This is a genomic window from Bacillus sp. FSL K6-1106, assembly GCF_038005245.1.
In the GTDB taxonomy this organism is placed as follows: Bacteria; Bacillota; Bacilli; order Bacillales; family Bacillaceae; genus Bacillus; species Bacillus altitudinis.
The window spans coordinates 799,488-822,228 of record NZ_JBBOSV010000001.1 but is presented as its reverse complement, the minus strand read 5'-3'; the positions used below and the strand labels follow the sequence as shown (position 1 = coordinate 822,228).

Sequence of the window (22,741 nt, the reverse complement as noted above, 5' to 3'; positions counted from 1 at the left end):
AACAAATCCTCAAGATGTCCCCTCATTCTCCTTAATTCCATTTAAGGAGTGTGCTTATGAAATCCCAATCAAGCCTTACCCAATTTTTAAGAGACAGTCAGTTTTACAAAACCATCCCGATTGTTGAAACCATTACAGTTGATACGCTCTCACCCATTCAAATTGTTGAGAAACTGAAACAGGATATTGTGTATTTGCTAGAAAGCAAAGACGAATCTTCTAGCTGGTCGAGATATTCCTTTATCGGATTACATCCTTTTTTAACATTACATGACGAGCAAGACCATTATATTGCTCGTGACGCTGCGGGAAAGTCAGTGATGCAAAAAGCGGAGCTGAAAGAGTTGCTTGACTGGATGAAAGAGCAATATCAAATCAAGACACCTGAAATTGATATCCCATTTACTGGCGGAGCCGTAGGGTACTTAAGTTACGACCTCATTCCCAACATTGAGCCGTCTGTCAAGCCGCATCCGAATGCATCAATAACAGATAATTGCACATTATTTGTTTGCCAAACAATGATCGCATTTGATCACGAAACAAACCAAGTTCATTTTATTCAGTACACGCAGCTGAACGGTCATGAAACAGAGGAAGAAAAAATTCTGGTTTATCGAGAAAATCAAAAGCAGCTTGAACTGATGATACAGCAGCTTCATACAAAAATTGATATGAAAGAACTGATTATCTCAGGGAATTTGAATGAACCCCCTTCGTTTGAACAGGTGACGTCTACCTATGAAAAAGCAAAATTTTTAAAGGATGTCGAAAAAATCAAGGAGTATATTCGAGCGGGTGATATCTTCCAGGGTGTACTTTCTCAGCGTTTTGACATTCCAGTGACAGTGAGCTCATTTGAATTATATCGTGTGCTTCGGATCGTCAATCCATCACCGTATATGTATTTTATGAAATTAAAAGATCGAGACTTAGTCGGAAGCTCGCCAGAACGATTAATCCATGCGAAAAACGGCCACTTAGAAATCCATCCAATTGCTGGTACAAGAAAACGAGGAATGACAAAAGAAGAAGATGATGCACTAGCAAGAGAGTTGCTCGATGATGAAAAAGAAAAAGCAGAACATTACATGCTGGTGGATCTGGCTCGAAATGATGTGGGACGTGTGGCAGAATACGGCAGTGTGTCTGTCCCAACTTTTACAAAAGTCGTGAATTTTTCGCACGTCATGCACATTATTTCTATTGTGACAGGGAAGCTGAAGCAGGATACACATCCAGTAGACGCACTTATGTCCGCTTTTCCAGCAGGCACATTGACAGGCGCCCCCAAAATTAGGGCGATGCAATTATTAAACGAAATGGAGCCTGAGCCAAGAGAGACGTATGGCGGCTGTATTGCCTATATTGGTTTCGACGGCAATATCGATTCCTGTATTACCATTCGCACAATGAGCGTCAAACATCAGACTGCTTCTATACAAGCAGGTGCCGGCATTGTCGCTGATTCCGTTCCAGAAAACGAATGGGAAGAGACGTGTAATAAGGCAGGAGCACTTCTAAAAGCCATTCAGCTTGCTGAACATATTTTCTCAGAAAAGGAGAGTGTGCCAAATGAATCAACGACTATCAGCTCTTGTTAATGGAGGAAAACTATCAGAAAAAGAAGCGAATGGCCTGATGCATGATATGATGAGCGGCTCGTTAACAGATACTGAAGTCGCTGCTAGTCTATCTATTTTAGCGCATCGAGGAGAAACCGCTGAAGAAATGACAGGCTTCGTGAAAGCCATGAGGCAGCATGCAGCACCAGTAGAAAGGTCACTTGATGTCGTTGATACGTGCGGGACAGGAGGCGACGGTTTATCAACATTTAATATATCAACAGCCGCTGCCATCGTTGCTTCGGCTGCTGGGGCGAAAATCGCCAAGCACGGAAATCGTTCCGTCTCCTCTAAAAGCGGGAGTGCTGACGTGCTAGAATGTCTTGGTATTCAAATTCAATCCACACCTGAAGAAACAAGACGGCAAATACAGCAGAAAAACATGGGCTTTTTATTTGCACCGCTCTATCATTCTTCTATGAAACAAGTAGCCACCGTACGCAAGCAGCTCGGATTTCGGACGGTATTTAACTTATTAGGACCGCTTTGCCACCCGATGCAGGCCAAAAAGCAAATCATCGGTGTGTATGCAAAGGAAAAGGCAAAGCTCATGGCGAAAGCTCTTGCTCCTTTAGAGCCAGAACATGTCCTGTTTGTTTGCGGAGATGATGGGCTGGATGAATTAACCATTACAGCAAATTCATACATCATTGAACTCAAAAAAGGTGTCATGACAGAATATACGTTAAACCCAGAAGACTTCGGACTTGAAAAAGGGCATTTATCAGACATTCAGGTTCAATCACCAGAAGAAAGTGCCAAATTGATTCAGAATATATTGAATTATCAAGCGGGTGGAGCACCGCTTCATATTACAGCGCTTAATGCTGGGGCCGCATTATATGTGGCAGGAAAAGCAGAGAGTCTGATGGCAGGCACAATGAAAGCATTAGAAACGATCAAAAACGGATCAGCTAAAGAACAATTAGCCCGTCTAAAACAAAAAACGAAAGAGGAAGAGATCTATGCTTAATCAAATTATCGCCCGTAAAAAAGAACATGTGCAAACCTTGCAATTACCTGAGGAAGGACATTATGAAAGACAATCATTTAAAGAAGCCCTTATGAATCCTCACCGGTCGATCGGACTGATTGCTGAGGTGAAAAAAGCGTCTCCTTCCAAAGGAATCATTCAGCCTCATTTTGATCCTTTACAGACAGCAAAAGCATACGAAGCATCAAATGCAGATTGTTTATCTGTCTTAACGGATGAACCGTTTTTCCAAGGGAAAAACGAATATTTGTCTCTTATTAAAGAACACATCACACGTCCTATTTTAAGAAAAGATTTCATTATTGACTCTATACAAGTAGAAGAATCGAAACGGATAGGGGCAGATGCCATTTTATTAATTGGAGAGGCGCTTGAGCCGCAAAAGCTGTATGAGCTCTATACAGAAGCGAAAGAAAAAGGACTGGATGTCCTCGTTGAAGTACATGCAGCACATACACTAGAAAAGATCTTACACCTATTCACTCCTGAGATTATCGGTGTGAACAACCGGAATCTCAATACGTTTACAACAACTGTTGAACAAACAAAAGAGATCGCGCCACTTGTTCCAAAAGACGTATTACTAGTAAGTGAAAGCGGGATAAAGACATTTGATGCTCTGACCTTTGTGAAACAGCACGGAGCAAATGCCGTTCTTGTTGGTGAATCTTTAATGAGGGAACAATCACAGGAGAAAGCCGTTCAGGCATTGTTCGGAGAATGAAGAAAAGTAAGCCTTACTTAAAATATTGCGGGGCTGTCTCACAAGAGGATGTTGCATGCATCTCGCAATCTCAAGCGGATGCCATCGGTTTTATTTTTGCGCCGAGTAAAAGACGAGTTGATCCAGATCAAGTGAAACACTGGCTGTCAAAAGTAAAATGCAAAAAAGAGATAGTGGGGGTATTTGTGAATGAAAAAACACCAAAAGTGTGCGAGATCACAAACAACCTCCCCTTAGATATTGTGCAGCTCCATGGCGATGAGACGCCAGAAGATGCAAGCGACATCAAACAACAAACGAAGGCGCTCGTTTGGAAAGTGTTCCATCACGAGCCCGATGTAAACAACACACTTGAACATATGACGGCATTTGCTCCAAGTGTCGACGGCTTTCTCATTGATGCGAAAGTAAAAGGAATGAGAGGCGGTTCTGGAACAGCTTTTGCATGGGAGGCGGTGCCTTCATATGTTCAGCATGCAAAACAACTGGGGAAAACTTGCGCCATTGCTGGCGGGATCACGCCAGACACCATAATAGATCTGCTTGCTTTTGGTCCAGACGCCATAGACCTTTCAAGCGGTATAGAAGAAAACGGAAAGAAAAGCAGTACAAAGATGAAAGTGCTCGAAGAAAGGATGTTGAACCATGTACGCATATCCAAATGAGATTGGCAGATATGGAGAATTTGGAGGGAAATTCGTTCCTGAAACGCTCATGCAGCCACTAGAAGAGATCGAACAAGCTTTTCGTGAATTAAAAGAAGACCCTGCTTTTCAAAAGGAATATATATCGCTTTTGAAAAACTATTCAGGCAGACCAACTGCACTCACATACGCTGATCAATTATCGGCATATCTCGGTGGTGCTAAAATCTATTTAAAAAGAGAAGATTTAAACCATACAGGCGCTCATAAAATTAACAATGCGCTTGGGCAGGCACTGCTAGCGAAAAAAATGGGGAAATCAAATATCATCGCCGAAACAGGAGCAGGTCAGCACGGTGTAGCTGCTGCAACAGTGGCCGCAAAATTCGGTTTATCCTGCACTGTATTTATGGGAAAAGAAGATGTGGAAAGACAATCACTGAATGTGTTCCGAATGAAACTGCTCGGCGCTGAAGTCATACCTGTCACAAGTGGGAACGGAACATTAAAGGATGCAACCAATGAAGCCATCCGCTATTGGGTCCAGCATTGCAGTGACCACTTTTATATGATCGGCTCAGTCGTTGGACCTCATCCGTATCCTCAAATCGTCAGTGAATTTCAGCGGATGATCGGAGATGAGGCAAAAGCGCAGATACTTGAAAAGGAAGGGCAGCTTCCTCATAAAGTCGTTGCCTGTGTTGGTGGCGGGAGCAATGCGATAGGGATGTACCGGGCGTTCTTAGATGAAGAGGTCGATATCATTGGTGTAGAAGCTGCTGGGAAAGGAATCGACACTCCGCTTCATGCAGCGACCATCACGAAAGGGACAAAAGGTGTCATACATGGATCTTTGACATACTTGATCCAAGACGAATTTGGTCAAATTATTGAGCCTTATTCGATTTCAGCTGGATTAGACTATCCGGGGATCGGACCAGAGCATGCGTATTTGCATGCGAGCGGCCGGGTTCAATATGTGAGTGCGACAGATCAAGAAGCACTAGATGCGTTAAAGCTGCTCACAGAAAAAGAAGGAATCCTGCCAGCGATCGAATCTGCACATGCTTTAGCAAAAGCGTTTGAAATGAGCCAGAACATGAGTGAAGACGACATTGTTCTTGTCTGCTTGTCAGGCAGAGGAGATAAGGACGTGCATACATTAATGAATGTGCTTGAAAGTGAGGGTGAAACAAAATGATCACATTTCAATTAGAGCAAGGTCAGAAATTATTTATTCCATTTATTACAGCGGGTGATCCATCAGAAGAGATCACCATTGATTTAGCCCTCGCGCTTCAAGCAGCAGGGGCACATGCGATTGAACTAGGTGTTCCGTATTCCGATCCGTTAGCGGACGGCCCCGTCATTCAAAGAGCTTCTAAAAGAGCACTTCATCATGATATGAATATCGTAAAAGCGATAGAATTAGCAGGAAAGATGAAAAAAAACGGCATAAAAATTCCTGTAATTCTATTTACGTATTATAATCCTGTGTTACAATTAGACATAGAATACTTTTTCGCTTTACTGCGCAAAAATCATATTTCGGGACTCTTAACACCCGACTTGCCTTTTGAAGAGAGCAGCGAGCTGCAGAAGAACTGTCAAGCACACGACATTTCATATATATCACTCGTTGCACCAACAAGCAAGGAACGATTAGAAAAAATTGTAGAGCAGGCAGAAGGTTTTGTGTATTGTGTTTCATCTCTCGGCGTCACAGGCGTCAGACAATCTTTCGACGCATCGATTACAGATTTTATTCAACAAGTGAAACAGTTGAGTCAAATACCAGTTGCTGTAGGTTTTGGTATTTCAACAAGAGAACAAGTAGACTCAATGAATAAAATGAGTGATGGTGTCGTTGTCGGCAGTGCGCTTGTCAAAAAAATTGAAGAGCTTCAAGAACAATTAGTAGCAAGTGATACACGCCAAGAGGCTTTAAGAGAATTTGAAACATATGCAAAAACATTTAGTCCCCTCTATTCATTCAAATGAGGTGAAACATTTTGCAAATCAAAGATCAATTAAAACAGCTAAAACCGTATCAACCTGGGAAACCAATTGAAGAGGTCAAAAAAGAATATCAATTAGACAAAATTGTGAAATTGGCTTCAAATGAAAACCCTTTTGGATGTTCCACACATGCAAGAGAGGCCATACAAGCTGAACTTGAACATTTAGCGATTTATCCAGACGGATACAGCGCAAGTTTAAGAACGGAACTGGCTGAGTTTCTTCAAGTAAATGAAAAACAATTAATATTCGGGAATGGCTCAGATGAACTTGTGCAAATTATTGCTAGGGCATTCCTTGATCAACATACAAATACGGTGATCCCATCCCCGTCATTCCCGCAATACCGTCACAATGCAGTGATTGAGCATGCAGAGATTAGAGAAGTACCACTTCTAAATGGTGGAGCTCATGATCTAAAGGGAATGCTGGATGCGATGGATGACAACACAAAAGTCGTTTGGGTGTGTAACCCGAATAATCCGACAGGAAATCATTTGTCAGAGTCTGAGCTCGTATCGTTTTTAGATCAAGTGCCTGCTCACGTGCTTGTCGTTCTAGATGAAGCATATTTTGAATATGTTCGCGCGGAAGACTTTCCGAACAGTTTATCTCTATTAAAAGCCTATCAAAATGTCATTGTACTGCGCACGTTCTCTAAAGCATATGGACTTGCGGCACTTCGAGTAGGTTATGGGGTTGCCTCAGAGGAGTTGATTACCGCCATTGAACCTGCGAGAGAGCCCTTTAATACAAGTCGTATCGCTCAGGCAGCTGCACGTGCAGCCATTAAAGATCAAGACTTCATTCAATCGTGCAGACAAAAAAATGAAGCAGGTCTCAAACAATATCAAGATTTTGCAGACCGTTTTGGATTATTTATCTATCCATCTCAAACAAACTTTGTGCTGATTGATTTTAAAAGAGATGCAGATGAGCTGTTCAATGCACTTTTGAAAAAGGGCTATATCGTTCGATCTGGTCAAGCTCTCGGATTCCCAACTTCTTTACGTATTACTGTTGGAACAAAGGAGCAAAATGAAGAAATCCTAACTACACTTGCCGATTTATTACAAGGCATTCGTGCGTAGCATAACAATGAAGTCATATCCTGTTTATGGGATATGGCTTTCGTTGTAACTCATCCAATATACATATAAGCTATTGAAACAGCTTGTTTAATTTACGCGAAAAATCAGGTGATGAACATGAATGAAGCAAACGAAACCATATTAATCGCTGGGCTTGGTTTAATTGGTGGTTCTATTGCACTGTCGATAAAAAAAGAATTTCCACATAAAAAAATTGTAGGCTATGATGTCTCTAAAGAACAAATGATTGCTGCAACAAAACTAGGAATCATCGACGCGACTGCCGAGTCCTTGATGGAAGGCTTAAAAGCATCAGCAACGATTATTTTGGCAACGCCAGTACAACAAACCGTCAAAATGTTAAGTGATATTGCAGCATCTGGTATTGAAAGAGAGCTCACGATTACGGATGTAGGGAGCACAAAGCAAAAGGTCGTTCACTTTGCTGAAAAAACGTTGCCTGATCATTACCAATTTATTGGCGGGCATCCGATGGCAGGGTCTCATAAGTCAGGTGTCATTGCAGCAAAAGACTTTTTATTTGAAAATGCATTCTACATTTTAACGCCAGCAAAAGTAACAAGTCGTCAAGCTGTTGACCGTTTGAAGGATCTACTGAAGGGAACCAATGCTCATTTCATTGAAATGACACCCGAAGAACATGATGCTGTGACAAGTGTGATTAGTCACTTTCCACATATCGTCGCTGCCAGTCTTGTGCATCAAGCGCATCATTTTGAAGAAGAATTTCCTCTTGTAAAACGGTTTGCTGCTGGAGGCTTTCGAGATATTACCCGTATTGCATCAAGTAATCCTGCAATGTGGCGCGATATCCTTTTGCACAATAAAAACAAGATTTTAGACCGATTTCATGAATGGAAAAAAGAGATTGACCGCATTGAATCCTTTGTGCAACAAGAAGATGCTGAGGGGTTATTCTCTTATTTCCAAGAGGCCAAGGAATATCGCGACGGCCTGCCTCTGAGGAAAAAAGGAGCGATCCCTGCTTTTTATGATCTTTATGTCGATGTGCCGGATCATCCAGGTGTTATTTCGGAAATTACAGGATATCTAGCAAATGAAAACATCAGTATTACAAATATCCGTATTATTGAAACGCGAGAAGACATTAACGGGATTTTACGCATTAGTTTTCAAACAGATAACGATCGAAAGCGGGCAGAACTCTGTATAAAAAATAGAGCAAATTACGATACATTTTATGCTGATTGAGGTGAGGAACATGAAAATTCATAAAAGTGCTCCTATGAATGGAGAAATTCATATTCCAGGAGATAAATCCATTTCTCATAGATCTGTGATGTTTGGCGCTATTGCTGACGGGACTACAGTAGTAAAAAACTTTCTTCCTGGCGCTGATTGTTTAAGCACGATCGATTGTTTTAGAAAGATGGGTGTCGACATCGAACAAAAAGGTACAGATGTTGTCATTCATGGTAAGGGACTAAAAGGACTTAAAGAGCCGAGTGATATTCTCGATGTCGGTAACTCTGGCACGACCATTCGTTTAATGATGGGAATCTTGGCTGGCTGTGAGTTCCACAGTACGCTGATCGGAGACGAAAGTATTGCCAAAAGACCGATGAAACGGGTAACAGGTCCGCTAAGACAATTAGGAGCCAAGATAGATGGCAGAGCAAATGGCGAGTATACACCGCTTTCTATACGTGGGGGCAATTTAAAAGCTATCTCTTATGAGTCTCCGGTTGCAAGTGCGCAAATTAAATCGGCTGTCCTTTTAGCTGGACTGCAGGCAGAAGGAACAACGACGTTAACTGAACCGCATAAATCAAGAGACCATACCGAAAGAATGTTATCAATGTTTGGTGTCTCGCTACATGAAGATGCACAAAGTGTTTCAATTGAAGGTGGACAAACGTTAAAAGCAACAGATGTATTTGTCCCTGGAGATATTTCTTCAGCTGCATTTTTCTTAGTGGCTGGATCTATCGTTCCAAACAGCCGGATTGTATTGAGAAATGTCGGTTTGAACAAAACGAGAACTGGTATTATAGATGTGCTAAAACAAATGGGTGCAGACCTCGACATTCAAGAAGTGGATGCTAAAGGCGGAGAACCGTACGGTGATTTAACGATCTCTACCTCTTCATTAAAAGGGATCGACATTTCAGGTGATATGATCTCTAGACTCATCGACGAAATTCCTATTATTGCGCTTCTAGCTACTCAAGCAGAAGGAACAACGATCATTAAAGATGCCGCTGAATTAAAAGTGAAAGAAACCAATCGGATTGATACAGTCGTTTCAGAACTTAAAAAACTAGGTGCTCATATTGAAGCAACAGATGATGGAATGAAGATTCATGGTAAAACGAGCCTTAAAGGCGGCGCAGTCGTCTCAAGCTACGGAGATCATCGAATTGGTATGATGTTAGGAATTGCGGCATGTATAACAGAGCAAGCAATTGAGATTGAAGATACAGATGCAGTACGTGTATCTTACCCAAATTTCTTTGAACACATTGAATACTTAACGCAAACAGTCTGAGGATTTCCTCAGGCTTTTTCTTTCCTTTTGCATATTTGAAAGAACTATAGCATAGCTTGTCTCAAGGTGAAACCTTGAAAAAGAGCATTTTGCTGATTCAAAAACAATTTTTTAGCGTATTCGGTTTACAAATCATCAGTTTAGTAAAGTATTGATTGAAAAAGAGTCTTCAAAACACAAAAATGGCTTCATGTTAAAAGAGCAACATATTTGCTGGATATGCAGCTGTCGATTATGATATGAAGTAACAACAGTTTAGGTTTTTGGAAACAGAAAGGAACGGTTTGATTTGAATAGTTCATTACAAGAAGCCATAAAATTAGTTGAGGCGGGTGAGACTGAAAAGGGACTCCAAACACTTGCTCAAGCAGAGAAGCATCTTCATGATGAAGAAAAAGCCCAGGCAGCTCAATTATATTATGACTGGGGAGATATTGATAAAGCACGGAATCTCATTAGTGATTTACATGATTTATATCCAGAAGAAACAGGATTAACCTGTTTTTATGCAGAGCTGTTAATAGACTCTGATGAAGAAGAGAAGGCAATAGCAGTTCTTGAAACGATTCCTGAAGATGACGATGCGTATCCAGAGAGTTTATTGTTAATGGCAGATTTGTATCAAATGCAAGGACTATTTGAAGTTAGTGAACAAAAGCTTTTAAAAGCGAAAGAGTTACTACCTCATGAAGCCGTCATTGATTTTGCTTTAGGGGAATTGTATTTTTCTCAAGGTCTTTCAAAGAAAGCAGCCGACTATTTCTACAAAGTGGCCGATCAACAAAATGAAATTGGTGGTGTCAATGTATATCAGCGGCTCGCTGAATCATTAAGCACAGCTGGAGAATTTGAAGATGCCCTTGAATGGTATGAAAAGGCTGTAAAGGATCAAGTGGATCCAAATACACTTTTTGGCTACGGATTTACAGCGATGAGGGCTGGCAGAACGAAAACGGCTATTCAGCAGCTCTCTGAACTAAAAGATATTGATCCTTCGTATTCGTCACTTTATATGCCTTTAGCCAAAAGCTATGAGGAAGAAGGGCTATATCATGAAGCTTTAGAGATAGTAAAAGAAGGAATTAAAGTGGATGAGTATAACAAAGAGTTATATTTATATGGGGCAAAGATTGATTTGAAAAATGGCCATTCGGAAGATGCGAAAAAATTGCTTCAAGAAGCACTTGCTCTTGATCCAGGATATATTGAAGCGGTTCAAACGCTGCTTGCGATCTATTTAAATGAAGAGCTGTTTGATGAAATTCTGGATGTGATTAAAGAGGTTAAAAGCTTTGGGGAAGAAGATCCAAAATGGAATTGGTATGCTGCTTCTGCTTCTGTCGGACGAGAAGAATACGATGAAGCCGCTGAGTATTTCAAACTTGCTCTGCCTGATTTTGATGAGGAACGTGACTTTTTATATGAATATGCTTCGTTCCTTTTAGAAGAAGGTAGACAAAAAGAAGCCTTGCCGTTATTACGAAAAGTTCTTCAGAAAGATGGCACGAATGAAGAAATTGAAGAAACGATTTTAAGAATTGAAGACGAAATTTCCTTATAGTTTGCAGGAATGAAGAACTGGTTTGTTGAATAATTCATGTATAGCAATTTAATTTACGATAGAGGAGGGAATAACATGCAGACCCCTGTTTCTGTCAATGAAAAGAAGGAATTTATCCGGTGGTTCTTAAACCATTATCAGTTAAAGCGAAGAGAGTGTGTTTGGATATTAAATTATTTAATGAGTCACGACTCTTTGATGGAAAAGGTTCATTTTGTAGAGCAAGCAGAATTTTGCCCAAGGGGAATTATTATGTCAACACACTGTGTGGATGAAGTTCCCTTTAGATTTTATAAAGAAAATATCATGACGACAGATGCAGAAAAATCATTTCATGATATTCGTTTGAATAAACAGCAAGATTTGTTTATTCAATTGAATTTCCGATCTGCATATCGTTCGCCGGAATATGCCGCTGTACTCGAAACAAATCCTCATATACCTAAAGATCTTTATGAAAATGAAAAAGATAAAGATCTTGCTGAGAAAGTGCTAGAGCATTCTATCGCTACTTTCCAAAAAGAACGGCTGATGAAAGAAATCGATGAAGCGCTTGACCGTCATGATCAAGAAACATTTAATAAGTTAGCAAAAGAATTAAGCCTATTATCATAAACCAAGCCAATAAGCCTTGCCCTATACAGGCAGGGCTTATGTGATGAAAGAGGGGAACTAGATGAAGTTTCAGGCGGAGGACGCGGATCTCTTTTTACAATCTAAAGATTACATTGATACCGCTATCATTCCATTAGTTGGGATAAATGCAAGCCATATCAAACAAACCGTGTCTTTAGGTGAGTTTACAATGCTTGTGGCAGAGGATCTTGAAAGGCAACTGAAAGGCAGAGTGTTTCTTTTTCCTCCACATACATATTTAGAAGTAAATAATCGTAAGCAAGAAGACATACTTGCACTAAAACAATCATTGCAAGAACATTTTCAGCATGTTGTGTTTATCACATCTGATAACAAATGGAAAGAACAGCTAGAAGTGAGCGAATCGGCATTTATATTGCAGTCTGTTCCGCTTGAGCATTTAAAGGTCAATTTAAAGCAAAAAGTCATTCAAGACAGTGTAGAACAAATTTTGAACTTTTTGTTACAAAAATGGAACCCTTCATAAAAACCCTTACATTTGCATTGTACATAGCTTTTTAGGCTGTTGACCTTGTGAATAGATTGATATATTATGAGGGTGTCCTAGTTTTATGAAATTTTTTCTAATTCAGTTATAAAGTAGCTGACGACCTGAGGGGGGGAGAAAAAAATGAGCGAGAAGAGACATGGAGTGTCCAGGCGTCAATTTTTGAATTACACGTTGACCGGCGTGGGGGGATTTATGGCCGCTGGAATGCTCATGCCTATGGTTCGCTTTGCGCTTGACCCTGTGCTAAAAGGAACAGAGGATCAGGATATGGTTCAAGTTGTCAGTGTAGATGAACTGACAAAAGAACCGAAGCGCTTTGACTTTAAAATTGATCAAGTAGATGCATGGTATGAGTCAAAGGAATCTAGGTCTGCATGGGTGTACAAAGAAGGGGATGAAATTGTCGCTTTATCGCCAATCTGTAAACATTTAGGATGTACAGTGAACTGGAACAGTGATCCGAAAAATCCAAACAAATTTTTCTGCCCATGCCATTATGGGCTGTACGACAAGGATGGTACAAACGTACCCGGAACTCCGCCGCTTGCTCCGCTTGACCATTATAAGCAGCAAGTGAAGGACGGATACCTCTATCTTGGAAAAGCTGTGCCGAAAGGGGAAGGGTAACGATGCTTAACAAGATTTACGATTGGGTAGATGAGCGGCTGGACATCACACCGATATGGAGAGACATTGCGGATCATGAAGTGCCAGAGCACGTCAATCCAGCACATCATTTCTCTGCTTTTGTGTATTGTTTTGGCGGTTTAACGTTTTTTGTGACGGTCATTCAAGTCCTTTCGGGCATGTTTTTAACGATGTATTATGTACCGGATATTAAAAACGCATGGGAATCTGTCTATTATTTGCAAAATGAAGTGGCATTCGGACAGATTGTAAGAGGGATGCACCACTGGGGTGCGAGTCTAGTCATTGTTATGATGTTTTTACATACGCTGAGGGTCTTTTTCCAAGGGGCGTATAAAAAGCCTAGAGAGCTAAACTGGATTGTCGGTGTGCTCATTTTCTTTGTGATGCTTGGACTTGGTTTTACAGGATATCTTTTACCGTGGGATATGAAGGCGCTATTTGCGACGAAGGTTGGTCTTCAAATTGCAGAGGCGACACCTTTCATTGGGAAAGAGATTAAAACGCTGCTTGCAGGTCATCCTGACATTGTAGGTGCACAAACGCTGACGAGATTTTTCGCTATCCATGTCTTTTTCTTGCCAGCGGCATTATTTGGGCTGATGGCTGCCCACTTTATTATGATTCGTAAGCAAGGAATTTCTGGACCGCTGTAAAATTTTGCGTTTGATGAATGTTCAATGAGGAGGGGATGACTTTGCATAGGGGAAAAGGGATGAAGTTTGTCGGAGATTCCAGAATACCGGCAGAAAGAAAACCTAACATACCTAAAGACTATTCCGAATATCCGGGAAAAACCGAAGCCTTTTGGCCGAACTTTCTTTTAAAGGAATGGCTTGTAGGTGCTGTTTTTTTAATTGGATTTCTTGTCCTAACTGTTGTTCATGCACCTCCGCTTGAGCGGATGGCTGATCCGACAGATACGGGCTATATTCCGCTGCCAGACTGGTATTTCTTATTTTTATACCAGTTGTTAAAATATGAGTTTGCTGCAGGGAGCTATACGGTGGTTGGCGCAATGATTATGCCTGGAATTGCGTTTGGTGCTCTTTTACTCGCACCATTTCTTGATTCTGGTCCTGAACGTAGGCCATATCGAAGACCAATTGCAGTTGGGATGATGATTCTTGCAGTTGGTGCAGCAACCTATTTAACATGGGAGTCTGTTGCTACTCATGACTGGGAAGCAGCAGCGAAGCAAGGTGAAATCAAGAAAGAAGCAGAGATTGATACCTCAGCTGAAGAGTATAAAATCTATCAAGAGCAGACATGTATCTCCTGTCACGGAGATAATATGCAAGGAGGGGCAGCTGGACCGTCACTTGTTGACAATGGCTTAGCACCAGAGGAAATTGCGAAAATCGCTGTAGAAGGAAAAGGCAACATGCCTAAGGGCATTTTTAAAGGCAGCGATGAAGAACTTGAAAAGCTCTCGAAATATTTATCTGAGGTCAAATCTAAATAATTCAGTTGTTTAAATGCAAGTACAAGGATATACTCAAAAGGAGAAAAAAGCTGGCGCTGTCAGCTTTTTTCTGATTTTAACAGATCGTGAGTGAAGAGAAATATGAGATGGATTCAATATCTGCTAGCCACACGCTACATGCTTGTGCTCGTGCTCATTGTCAACTTTCTTGGCACTGCGTACGGCTATTACTGGTATATTCCGCAGCTCGTAGAGACGCCGGCTGTCTTTTTACCTTTTGTACCGGACAGTCCGACGGCAAGCTTTTTCTTTTTATTTGTATTACTAGCCTTTCTAATGAAACGCCATGCTCCTTATTTTGAAGCACTGGCCCTTGTCACCTTGATCAAATATGGATTATGGGCTGTAGGGATGAATCTTTTCGTGCTCGTTTCTGTTGATGATTTTCCGTGGGAAGGATATATGCTAATTGGTTCGCACTTTGCGATGGCGGTACAGGCTGTGTTATTTGCGCCGTATTATCGTTTTCACATGCGTCATTTGGTTGTAGCAGGCATATGGATTTTACATAATGATGTGATTGATTATGTGTTTGGAATGATGCCGCGTTATTCTATGCTTTCTGCCTATTCAAATGAGATCGGCTACGTGACGTTTTGGTTAAGTATTGCCGTTCTTCTTGTTTCGTATTATCTTGTCCTCTCGAAAAAATCGGTCAAGCTTGAACTCCCTTAACAATGTTGGTCTAACCTTGTCCTTTTCTTCATACGCTGTATGGAGAAAGGCTAGGAGGGACTTGCATGAAACGAAAGTCAATCGCGATGATTCTATTATTATTTCTCGTCTTGCATCCAGCTGCTGCAAAAGGTGAGGAAACAACAGCTGCTAAAGCGCTGCAAGAATTAACGGAACTATCAGATTCAATCTTTCAATTAACGAGACAAGCTAAATATGATGAGGCATTACAAGTCGCATTATATGCTGAAAAGACATTTAAAGCTGAGAATTGGCGTGGAACTCTGACGAATACGCAGGTTCGGCAAATTACACTTGGCTATCAAGATATCATTAAAGGACTCCCGCAGGAAGACTTAAATGAGCGCGAAAAACTTCGGTATGCCTCTCAGTTTAGAATGCTTCTTGATGCGATACAATCAAATTCGGAACCTCTTTGGGGTTCGCTCGAGAAGCCGATTATGGGGTCTTTTCCGACATTAAAGAAAGAAGTAAAAGATCCAGAATCGACGACGTTCTATGAAACTTGGAATGAGCTGGTTTCATTGTATGATATGATTTATCCGAGTTTAACCATTGATATCTCGCCTGAAAAGCTGCAGACGATTAAGCAGCACATGGAAGTAATTGAACAAGGTGAATTTTTAAAAGCATCGAGTGGGACAAAGCTTGAGCGTCTCACGAAACTTGAAGAAGATTTATCAAGTGTGTTTGCGAACGTTGATCAAGATGAAGCGGATCCATCGCTTTTATGGGTCATCTTAACAACAGGAAGTATGATTTTACTCACTCTAACGTATGTTGGGTTTAGGAAATACCGTGCTGAAAAAGAAAAAAAGCAAAAGCGACAAGCCGATTATCCAAAATCATAAAAAAAGAAGCACCGTTATCGGGCTTCTTTTTTTAGTGGGGATTGAGCGGCTTTTTATGTTCATCTAATGTGAAGCCTTCACCAAGTACGTCATGCACGTCACTCACTGATACAAAGGCATGAGGATCGACGGAAGTTACGACGCTCTTGAGGTGGACAAGCTCATTTTTTGGAACGACGCAGTAAAGGACGTTGCGTTCCTGTTTCGTATAGGAGCCGACACCCTTTAAAATGGTCACTCCGCGCTCCATTTCCTCTGTGATTTTCTTTTGAATGATGTCATCCTTTTCAGAAATAATCATCGCTCCTTTGGCAGCGTAAGCGCCTTCTTGCATGAAGTCGATGACTTTTGCAGCAACAAATACGGCAACAAGTGTATACATGGCTTCTTTGTAATTTAAATAGGTGAGAGAGATGGTAATGACGCATGCGTCGAAGATAAACATCGTTCTTCCCATTGCGACTTGATAATGTTTGTTGATCAGTCTTGCAATAATGTCCACGCCGCCTGTTGTCCCGCCGAATTTAAAGATGATTCCGAGGCCTGTTCCGATAAATACACCTGCAAAGAGTGCGGCTAAGGCTAAATCGTGCTGAAGAGGCATATGTATTTGAAAGCGCTGGAAGATGGCTAGAAAGACAGAAAGACTGACGGTTCCGACAATTGTATATGTAAACATGGTTCTGCCAAGCATTTTCCAGCCGATAAAAAAGATCGGAATGTTTAACACAAGGTTTGAAATAGATGGGTCAATGTGAAATAGAAAATATAAAAGCAGTGTGATACCTGTAAATCCGCCTTCCGCCAAGTTGTTCTGCATATTAAAATGAACAAGGCCGAAAGAAAAAATCGCAGATCCTATTAAAATAAATACGATATTTTTAAGACGAATTTCTTTTAGCAAAAGATCACTCCTTTTTTTGCTTAGACAGCGATAATATTATATGGTATGGAAGAGAAACAAGCAAACTGAGTTTTAAACATTTGTCAAATATTTATGATTTCGCTAACATGTAAGAGATGGATAGGAGGATGAGCTTCATGACGAATGAAAAAACGCTGCGTCACGTGCAGCAAGAAGTCGATGATTACATAGGACAATTTAAAGAAGGCTATTTCAGCCCGCTTGCCATGATGGCCCGTCTGACAGAAGAATTAGGTGAGCTGGCAAGAGAGGTCAACCATTACTATGGAGAAAAGCCGAAAAAAACAACAGAAACAGAAAAAAGCATGGAAGAAGAAATTGGCGATGTGCTGTTTGTGTTAACATGCCTTGCCAATTCACTCAATATATCACTTGAAGAAGCCCATGATCGTGTGATGCATAAATTCAATACAAGAGACAAAGACCGCTGGACAAAAAAAGAAGGGAAGTAGAGAAGATGACGAATCAAACCATCAAAGTTGTAATCGCTGGAGCAAGAGGAAGAATGGGGATAGAGGCTGTCAAGCTGGCAGAAGAAACAAGCCATTTTGAACTAGTAGCAGCACTTGATCACACACATGAGGGGAAAAAGTTATCAGATGTGCTTCATACAACATCTGATGCGCCCATTTATACGGATATTGACGTGTGTCTTTCAGAAACAGCACCGGATGTATTAATTGATTTGACGACCCCAGAAATCGGGAAAGTACATACAAAAAAAGCCCTTGAACATGGCGTACGTCCAGTCGTAGGCACAACAGGTTTTTCAGAAGACGACCTAAAAGAACTTCAGCAATTAACAGAAGAAAAAGGGATAGGCTGTATTATTGCGCCTAACTTTGCTGTTGGTGCTGTTTTAATGATGAAGTTTGCCAAAATGGCAGCAAATTATTTTCCTGATGTTGAAATCATTGAGCTTCATCATGATAAAAAATTGGACGCTCCGAGCGGTACAGGACTAAAAACAGCTGAAATGATTGCTGAAGTAAGAGAAAGCAAAAAGCAGGGGCACCCTGAAGAAAAAGAACTAATCGAAGGTGCACGAGGAGCAGATTATGATGGCATCCGCCTTCACAGCGTAAGGCTTCCAGGCATGATTGCTCATCAAGAAGTGCTGTTTGGAATGGACGGACAGACGCTCACGATTCGTCATGATTCTTATAACCGTGCATCCTTTATGTCAGGTGTGAAGCTTTCTGTTGAACAGGTGATGCATATTGATCAACTCGTCTATGGTTTAGAAAATATTATCGACTAATAAGGAGTGGATCCCTGATGAACATTGCTTTAATCGCTCACGATAAGAAAAAAAGTGACATGATTCAATTCGCCATTGCGTATCGAGATCTTTTGGCAGATCATACACTTTATGCAACAGGAACCACAGGTTTAAGAGTGAAAGAAGCGACTGGGCTGCCCATTCATCGTTTCCAATCAGGACCACTTGGAGGAGATCAGCAGATCGGTGCTATGATTGCTGATAATGCAATGGATCTTGTGCTCTTTTTTAGAGACCCTCTCACTGCACAGCCGCATGAACCGGATGTATCTGCACTCATCCGGCTTTGCGATGTGTATGCCATCCCATTAGCAACCAATATGGGGACCGCTGAAATTTTAGTCAGGAATTTAAATAAAGGTACGTTTGATTTTCGAGATGTAGCAAAAAACGGAGGAACGCATGAAACCACTTGATATCCTTGCATTCGGTGCCCATAGCGATGATGTAGAGATCGGTATGGGTGGAACGATTGCAAAATACGTAAAAAAAGGGGCACGTGTTGGGATTTGTGACTTGACTCAGGCTGAATTATCTTCAAATGGAACGGTTGAAAGCCGAAAAGAAGAGGCCAGAGCAGCCGCTGCCATTTTAGGCGTCACGACTCGAATCCAGCTCACGCTGCCAGATAGAGGACTTTATCTGAATGACGAAGCGATGAAAGAAATTGCAGGTGTCATCCGAACATACAAACCGAGACTTATTTTTGCCCCGCACCACCAAGATCGACATCCTGATCATGGTCATGCGGGTTCACTTGTAGAAGAGGCCGCTTTTTCTGCAGGTATACATAAATTTGAAGATTCATACAAGCAGCCAGCGCATAAAATAAGCCAGATGTATTATTACATGATTAATGGCCACCATCGTCCAGATTTTGTGATCGATATTTCAGACGAGATGAAGCAAAAAATTGATAGCTTACATGCGTATAAAAGCCAATTTGTCAAAACAGAGAGTTCAGTGGAGACACCGCTTGTAAATGGTTATATCGATTTTGTCAAAATGAGAGAGTCGATGTATGGAAGGGAAGTCAATAAACCTTTTGCAGAAGGGTTTCTGACAAAGAAGCCACTTTTGATGGACGATGACTTACTTGGGGGGTAATTATGAAAAAATTGAAGATCGGAATCACTTGTTATCCGAGTGTTGGCGGTTCGGGCATTATTGCCACAGAGCTTGGAAAACGTTTAGCTGAAAAAGGGCACGATGTTCATTTCATTACCTCAAGTATTCCGTTTAGACTCAATAAAGTGTATCCGAATATTTATTTTCATGAGGTGGATGTCACTCAATATGCTGTGTTTCAATATCCGCCTTATGACCTTGCACTGGCAAGTAAACTCGCAGAAGTCGCAAAACGAGAGAAGCTTGATATTATTCATGCGCATTATGCGGTCCCTCACGCTGTCTGTGCGTTCTTAGCCAAACAAATGACTGGACAGTCTGTCAAAGTCGTCACCACCCTTCACGGGACGGATATTACGGTTTTAGGCTATGACCCATCTTTAAAGGAAGTCATCCGGTTTGCGATCGAATCATCTGACCGCGTAACAGCTGTATCACATTCATTGGCTGCGCAGACATACGATCTGATTAAACCGAATAAAAAAATTGATACGATCCATAATTTCGTCGATGAGCGCGTATATTTGCGTGAAGATCACGAAGTGCTGAAGACGCATTATGGTCTTCTGCAGGATGAGAAGGTCGTCATCCATGTATCAAATTTCCGAAAAGTGAAGCGGGTGCATGACGTAATCCATGTGTTTAAACAGATTTCTGAACAGGTGAATGCAAAACTGCTACTGATTGGGGACGGACCTGAAAAATCGGTTGTTTGCGAGCTTGTGAAAAAGCTTGGATTAACGGACCGCGTGTTATTTTTAGGAAAGCAAGAGAAGGTGGAGGAGCTCTATTCGATTAGTGATTTGAAGCTGCTGCTTTCTGAGAAAGAGAGTTTTGGTCTTGTACTACTTGAAGCAATGGCATGTGGAGTACCTTGTATAGGAACAGACGTTGGAGGAATTCCAGAGGTGATTGCACATGGAGAGACAGGATTCCTTGTTCCGCTTGGTGATGTAGATGGAGCAGCAAAACATGCCATCTCTATTCTGAAAGACAATGCGCTCCATAAGCAAATATCGATGGCAGCCAAGTCTAGTGTTGAAGCCAATTTCTCTTCTGACAAAATTGTGAGAGAGTATGAAGAGCTTTATTTAGAATTGATCGAAGGTGATGTTGAAAATGAATGAACCATTCACACATGCGATCCCTATTTTACATACACTGCATGAACATGGGTATCAAGCTTATTTTGTCGGCGGTGCGGTGAGAGATGTCCTTTTAGGCAGGGAAATTGGGGATATCGATATTGCGACAGATGCCACACCTGATGTGGTGGAGTCTTTATTTGATAAAACAGTAGATGTCGGCAAAGAGCATGGCACTGTTATTGTGTTACTTGACGGGGTCAGCTATGAGGTCACTACGTTTCGGACTGAATCAGAATATGAAGACTTTCGCCGGCCTAAAGAAGTGGCGTTTATTTCATCACTAAAAGAAGATCTTTTAAGAAGAGATTTAACGATCAATGCAGTGGCCATGGATATTCATGGTGACATCATTGACCATGTGGGCGGCAAGCGGGATATTAAGCGGAGACGAATTCAAACGGTTGGAGATCCTGCATGCCGCTTTCAAGAAGATGCGCTTCGGATGATGAGAGCGGTGCGGTTTTTAAGCCAGCTCGGGTTTGAGCTTTCTAAAGAGACGGAAGAAGCAATGAAAAAAGATAAACATCTGCTTGCTAATATATCTGTTGAACGCAAAAAAATCGAAATGGAAAAACTTTTAAAAGGACGCTACTGTGAGCAAGCCATCAAGGTGCTCATCTCCACCAAATTGTATGAAGAATTGCCCGGCCTCAAAAAGGATCAGCTGAATGAAACGTTCCAAGCTTTCCCGTATTATTTATTGGATGGGTTAGATGAGGTGTGGGGAGCCTTTATCCATTTACTTGGTCTAGATGAGGCGGAGGCGGTGTCCTTTTTAAAAGAATGGAAGTTATCAACGAAACTTTTAAAAGAAGCCGTTGCCATTAGCAAATATGTTGATTGTGACTGGGATGCGGAAAAAATGTTTGAAGCTGGTGAACATGTCCTGCTTTCTAGTATGAAAATCACGCAACTCAAACATGAGCGCCGCATTTTCTTTGATGAGCTGGAGGCGGCGAAACGGTCATATGATGCGTTGCCGCTTAAACAGCTTCAAGACCTTGCAGTGTCAGGAAAAGATTTGATGGCCTTTCGGCAAAAGCCAGCTGGTAAATGGATTGCAGAAGAGCTTGCTTCTGTAAAAAAAGCCGTTTTGCAAAACCAGCTTGAAAACCGAAAAGAAGCCATAGAGGAGTGGCTCATAGCGTGCGATCAGCGATTAGAAAACGATTAATTGAACTATTTACAGCATCTGAGCAAGATTTTGTCTCAAGCCAGCAAATATGTGATGAGCTTGGCTGCTCCCGAACGGCAGTATGGAAGCATATAGAGGATTTGCGAAAAGAGGGATATGAGGTCGAAGCGGTCAGAAGAAAAGGATACCGGCTGCTTCGTAAACCGGACAAAATTAGTGAAGACGAAATTCTGTTTGGTTTGGAAACAGAGCTGTTTGGCAGGCATATTTACTTTCAAGAAGAAGTCGCCTCAACTCAGCTCATTGCCCATGACCTCGTCAATAAAGGAGCCCCGCACGGCTCGCTTGTTGTCAGTGATCATCAGACAAACGGAAAAGGCCGCCTTCAAAGAACGTGGCATTCACCAAATGGGACAGGCATTTGGATGAGTTTGATTCTCCGGCCGGAAATACCGCTGCACAAAGCGCCGCAAATGACGCTTTTAGCATCTGTCGCCATCGCTGAAGCCATAGCGCAGCAAACGGGTCTCAGTCCATCAATCAAATGGCCAAACGATATTTTGCTAAACGGAAAAAAGGTCGTTGGTATTTTGACTGAATTAAAAGCAGAAGCTGACCAAGTTCACGCAGTCATTATTGGTCCAGGCATTAACGTGAATCAGACGGCAAATGATTTTCCTGAAGAATTAAAGGATGTTGCGACGAGTTTGCAAATGGAGCTGGGTGAAAAGGTAGACAGAGCGGCATTGATTCAAACCATCATGTCCACCTTTGAAAAAAGGTATGATGAATATATGACTTATGGTTTTGCTCCGATCAAACAATTATGGGAATCGTATGCGATGACCATTGGAAAGCGTATCATCGCACGCACCGTCAATGGACAATATGCTGGAACGGCGCTTGGGATTAATGATGAAGGGGTTCTCTTACTCGAAACGGAGGGCGGAATCCAAAACATCTACTCCGCTGACATTGAGATCAAGTCAACTTAAGTGGAACACCCGGCACATTTTTGATATACTTCGTGTGGGCAGTATCTGAAAAAGAACTGTACCTGTTAGGAAGAAAAATTCGATAAATTTCTGCCTTGATCCTAAGGGACTT

General features: G+C 41.5%; 25 protein-coding genes. 24 read left to right on the top strand and 1 reads right to left on the bottom strand.

Features of this window, described 5'->3' with window-relative positions; translation table 11 throughout:
• Positions 1–56 precede the first annotated feature (56 nt).
• The 17 genes from trpE to ypjB all read left to right on the top strand — a co-directional run bounded on the left by trpE (position 57) and on the right by ypjB (position 16,016).
• Positions 57–1,604: an anthranilate synthase component I gene (trpE, locus tag MHI20_RS04175; RefSeq protein ID WP_268431892.1), complete on the top strand. Its 1,548-nt coding sequence runs from the start codon at positions 57–59 to the stop codon at positions 1,602–1,604.
• Positions 1,576–2,598, top strand: a complete 1,023-nt coding sequence (gene trpD / locus MHI20_RS04170; RefSeq protein ID WP_340936870.1) for an anthranilate phosphoribosyltransferase — start codon at positions 1,576–1,578, stop codon at positions 2,596–2,598. The genes trpE and trpD overlap by 29 nt, the downstream gene beginning before the upstream one ends.
• Entirely contained in the window at positions 2,591–3,343 is a 753-nt protein-coding gene (trpC, locus tag MHI20_RS04165) for an indole-3-glycerol phosphate synthase TrpC (protein WP_340936868.1), read from the top strand. Before trpD ends, trpC begins: the two co-directional genes overlap by 8 nt.
• Complete coding sequence (locus tag MHI20_RS04160; RefSeq protein WP_251185249.1) at positions 3,340–4,008, top strand: phosphoribosylanthranilate isomerase; 669 nt, start codon at positions 3,340–3,342, stop codon at positions 4,006–4,008. Before trpC ends, MHI20_RS04160 begins: the two co-directional genes overlap by 4 nt.
• The gene (trpB, locus tag MHI20_RS04155) at positions 3,989–5,188 is read left to right on the top strand and encodes a tryptophan synthase subunit beta (protein WP_007500937.1); all 1,200 of its coding nucleotides are present in this window, start codon (positions 3,989–3,991) and stop codon (positions 5,186–5,188) included. Before MHI20_RS04160 ends, trpB begins: the two co-directional genes overlap by 20 nt.
• The gene (gene trpA / locus MHI20_RS04150) at positions 5,185–5,988 is read left to right on the top strand and encodes a tryptophan synthase subunit alpha (RefSeq protein WP_340936865.1); all 804 of its coding nucleotides are present in this window, start codon (positions 5,185–5,187) and stop codon (positions 5,986–5,988) included. The genes trpB and trpA overlap by 4 nt, the downstream gene beginning before the upstream one ends.
• An 11-nt stretch (positions 5,989–5,999) precedes the next feature.
• Positions 6,000–7,097, top strand: a complete 1,098-nt coding sequence (gene hisC / locus MHI20_RS04145) for a histidinol-phosphate transaminase (RefSeq protein ID WP_024718511.1) — start codon at positions 6,000–6,002, stop codon at positions 7,095–7,097.
• Between the two features lie 117 nt (positions 7,098–7,214).
• The gene (locus MHI20_RS04140; protein WP_041507024.1) at positions 7,215–8,330 is read left to right on the top strand and encodes a prephenate dehydrogenase; all 1,116 of its coding nucleotides are present in this window, start codon (positions 7,215–7,217) and stop codon (positions 8,328–8,330) included.
• A 10-nt stretch (positions 8,331–8,340) separates the two neighbouring features.
• Positions 8,341–9,627: a 3-phosphoshikimate 1-carboxyvinyltransferase gene (aroA, locus tag MHI20_RS04135; protein ID WP_024718513.1), complete on the top strand. Its 1,287-nt coding sequence runs from the start codon at positions 8,341–8,343 to the stop codon at positions 9,625–9,627.
• 289 nt (positions 9,628–9,916) lie between these two features.
• Positions 9,917–11,188, top strand: a complete 1,272-nt coding sequence (locus MHI20_RS04130; protein WP_035702924.1) for a tetratricopeptide repeat protein — start codon at positions 9,917–9,919, stop codon at positions 11,186–11,188.
• Between the two features lie 75 nt (positions 11,189–11,263).
• The gene (locus MHI20_RS04125; protein WP_008344562.1) at positions 11,264–11,803 is read left to right on the top strand and encodes a ReoY family proteolytic degradation factor; all 540 of its coding nucleotides are present in this window, start codon (positions 11,264–11,266) and stop codon (positions 11,801–11,803) included.
• Between the two features lie 61 nt (positions 11,804–11,864).
• A complete protein-coding gene (locus MHI20_RS04120) occupies positions 11,865–12,311 on the top strand; it encodes a YpiF family protein (RefSeq protein ID WP_073414792.1) in 447 nt (148 codons plus the stop codon).
• A 144-nt stretch (positions 12,312–12,455) separates the two neighbouring features.
• On the top strand, positions 12,456–12,962 hold the full coding sequence (locus tag MHI20_RS04115) for a ubiquinol-cytochrome c reductase iron-sulfur subunit (RefSeq protein ID WP_007500911.1): 507 nt from the start codon (positions 12,456–12,458) through the stop codon (positions 12,960–12,962).
• 2 nt (positions 12,963–12,964) lie between these two features.
• A complete protein-coding gene (gene qcrB / locus MHI20_RS04110; RefSeq protein WP_003215804.1) occupies positions 12,965–13,639 on the top strand; it encodes a menaquinol-cytochrome c reductase cytochrome b subunit in 675 nt (224 codons plus the stop codon).
• Positions 13,640–13,680: 41 nt separating this feature from the next.
• Positions 13,681–14,448: a menaquinol-cytochrome c reductase cytochrome b/c subunit gene (locus MHI20_RS04105; protein ID WP_008344567.1), complete on the top strand. Its 768-nt coding sequence runs from the start codon at positions 13,681–13,683 to the stop codon at positions 14,446–14,448.
• 102 nt (positions 14,449–14,550) lie between these two features.
• Positions 14,551–15,144: a DUF1405 domain-containing protein gene (locus MHI20_RS04100; RefSeq protein WP_007500909.1), complete on the top strand. Its 594-nt coding sequence runs from the start codon at positions 14,551–14,553 to the stop codon at positions 15,142–15,144.
• Between the two features lie 65 nt (positions 15,145–15,209).
• Positions 15,210–16,016 (top strand): sporulation protein YpjB, encoded by an 807-nt coding sequence (gene ypjB, locus MHI20_RS04095; RefSeq protein WP_008344572.1) that lies wholly within the window; start codon positions 15,210–15,212, stop codon positions 16,014–16,016.
• A 31-nt stretch (positions 16,017–16,047) separates the two neighbouring features.
• Here ypjB and MHI20_RS04090 read toward each other — a convergent pair whose 3' ends face one another.
• Positions 16,048–16,920, bottom strand: coding sequence for a YitT family protein (locus tag MHI20_RS04090; protein ID WP_003215598.1), 873 nt, complete (start codon positions 16,918–16,920; stop codon positions 16,048–16,050).
• Positions 16,921–17,057: 137 nt separating this feature from the next.
• Between MHI20_RS04090 and MHI20_RS04085 the strand changes: the two genes are divergently transcribed.
• From MHI20_RS04085 to MHI20_RS04055, 7 genes are read left to right on the top strand one after another with little or no spacing between them, the layout of a single operon-like run.
• Entirely contained in the window at positions 17,058–17,393 is a 336-nt protein-coding gene (locus MHI20_RS04085; protein ID WP_008344575.1) for a nucleotide pyrophosphohydrolase, read from the top strand.
• A gap of 5 nt (positions 17,394–17,398) precedes the next feature.
• The gene (gene dapB, locus MHI20_RS04080) at positions 17,399–18,202 is read left to right on the top strand and encodes a 4-hydroxy-tetrahydrodipicolinate reductase (RefSeq protein WP_017359745.1); all 804 of its coding nucleotides are present in this window, start codon (positions 17,399–17,401) and stop codon (positions 18,200–18,202) included.
• Between the two features lie 17 nt (positions 18,203–18,219).
• Positions 18,220–18,639 (top strand): methylglyoxal synthase, encoded by a 420-nt coding sequence (mgsA, locus tag MHI20_RS04075; RefSeq protein ID WP_035702930.1) that lies wholly within the window; start codon positions 18,220–18,222, stop codon positions 18,637–18,639.
• Positions 18,626–19,330 carry a bacillithiol biosynthesis deacetylase BshB1 gene (gene bshB1 / locus MHI20_RS04070; RefSeq protein WP_024718519.1) on the top strand — a complete coding sequence of 235 codons (705 nt, stop codon included), beginning with the start codon at positions 18,626–18,628 and terminating at the stop codon, positions 19,328–19,330. The genes mgsA and bshB1 overlap by 14 nt, the downstream gene beginning before the upstream one ends.
• Positions 19,331–19,332: 2 nt before the next feature.
• Positions 19,333–20,478 carry an N-acetyl-alpha-D-glucosaminyl L-malate synthase BshA gene (gene bshA, locus MHI20_RS04065; protein ID WP_058336706.1) on the top strand — a complete coding sequence of 382 codons (1,146 nt, stop codon included), beginning with the start codon at positions 19,333–19,335 and terminating at the stop codon, positions 20,476–20,478.
• Complete coding sequence (locus MHI20_RS04060) at positions 20,471–21,673, top strand: CCA tRNA nucleotidyltransferase (protein WP_268431909.1); 1,203 nt, start codon at positions 20,471–20,473, stop codon at positions 21,671–21,673. Before bshA ends, MHI20_RS04060 begins: the two co-directional genes overlap by 8 nt.
• Positions 21,646–22,629, top strand: coding sequence for a bifunctional biotin--[acetyl-CoA-carboxylase] synthetase/biotin operon repressor (locus MHI20_RS04055; protein WP_017367494.1), 984 nt, complete (start codon positions 21,646–21,648; stop codon positions 22,627–22,629). The genes MHI20_RS04060 and MHI20_RS04055 overlap by 28 nt, the downstream gene beginning before the upstream one ends.
• The last annotated feature ends 112 nt before the right edge of the window (positions 22,630–22,741 follow it).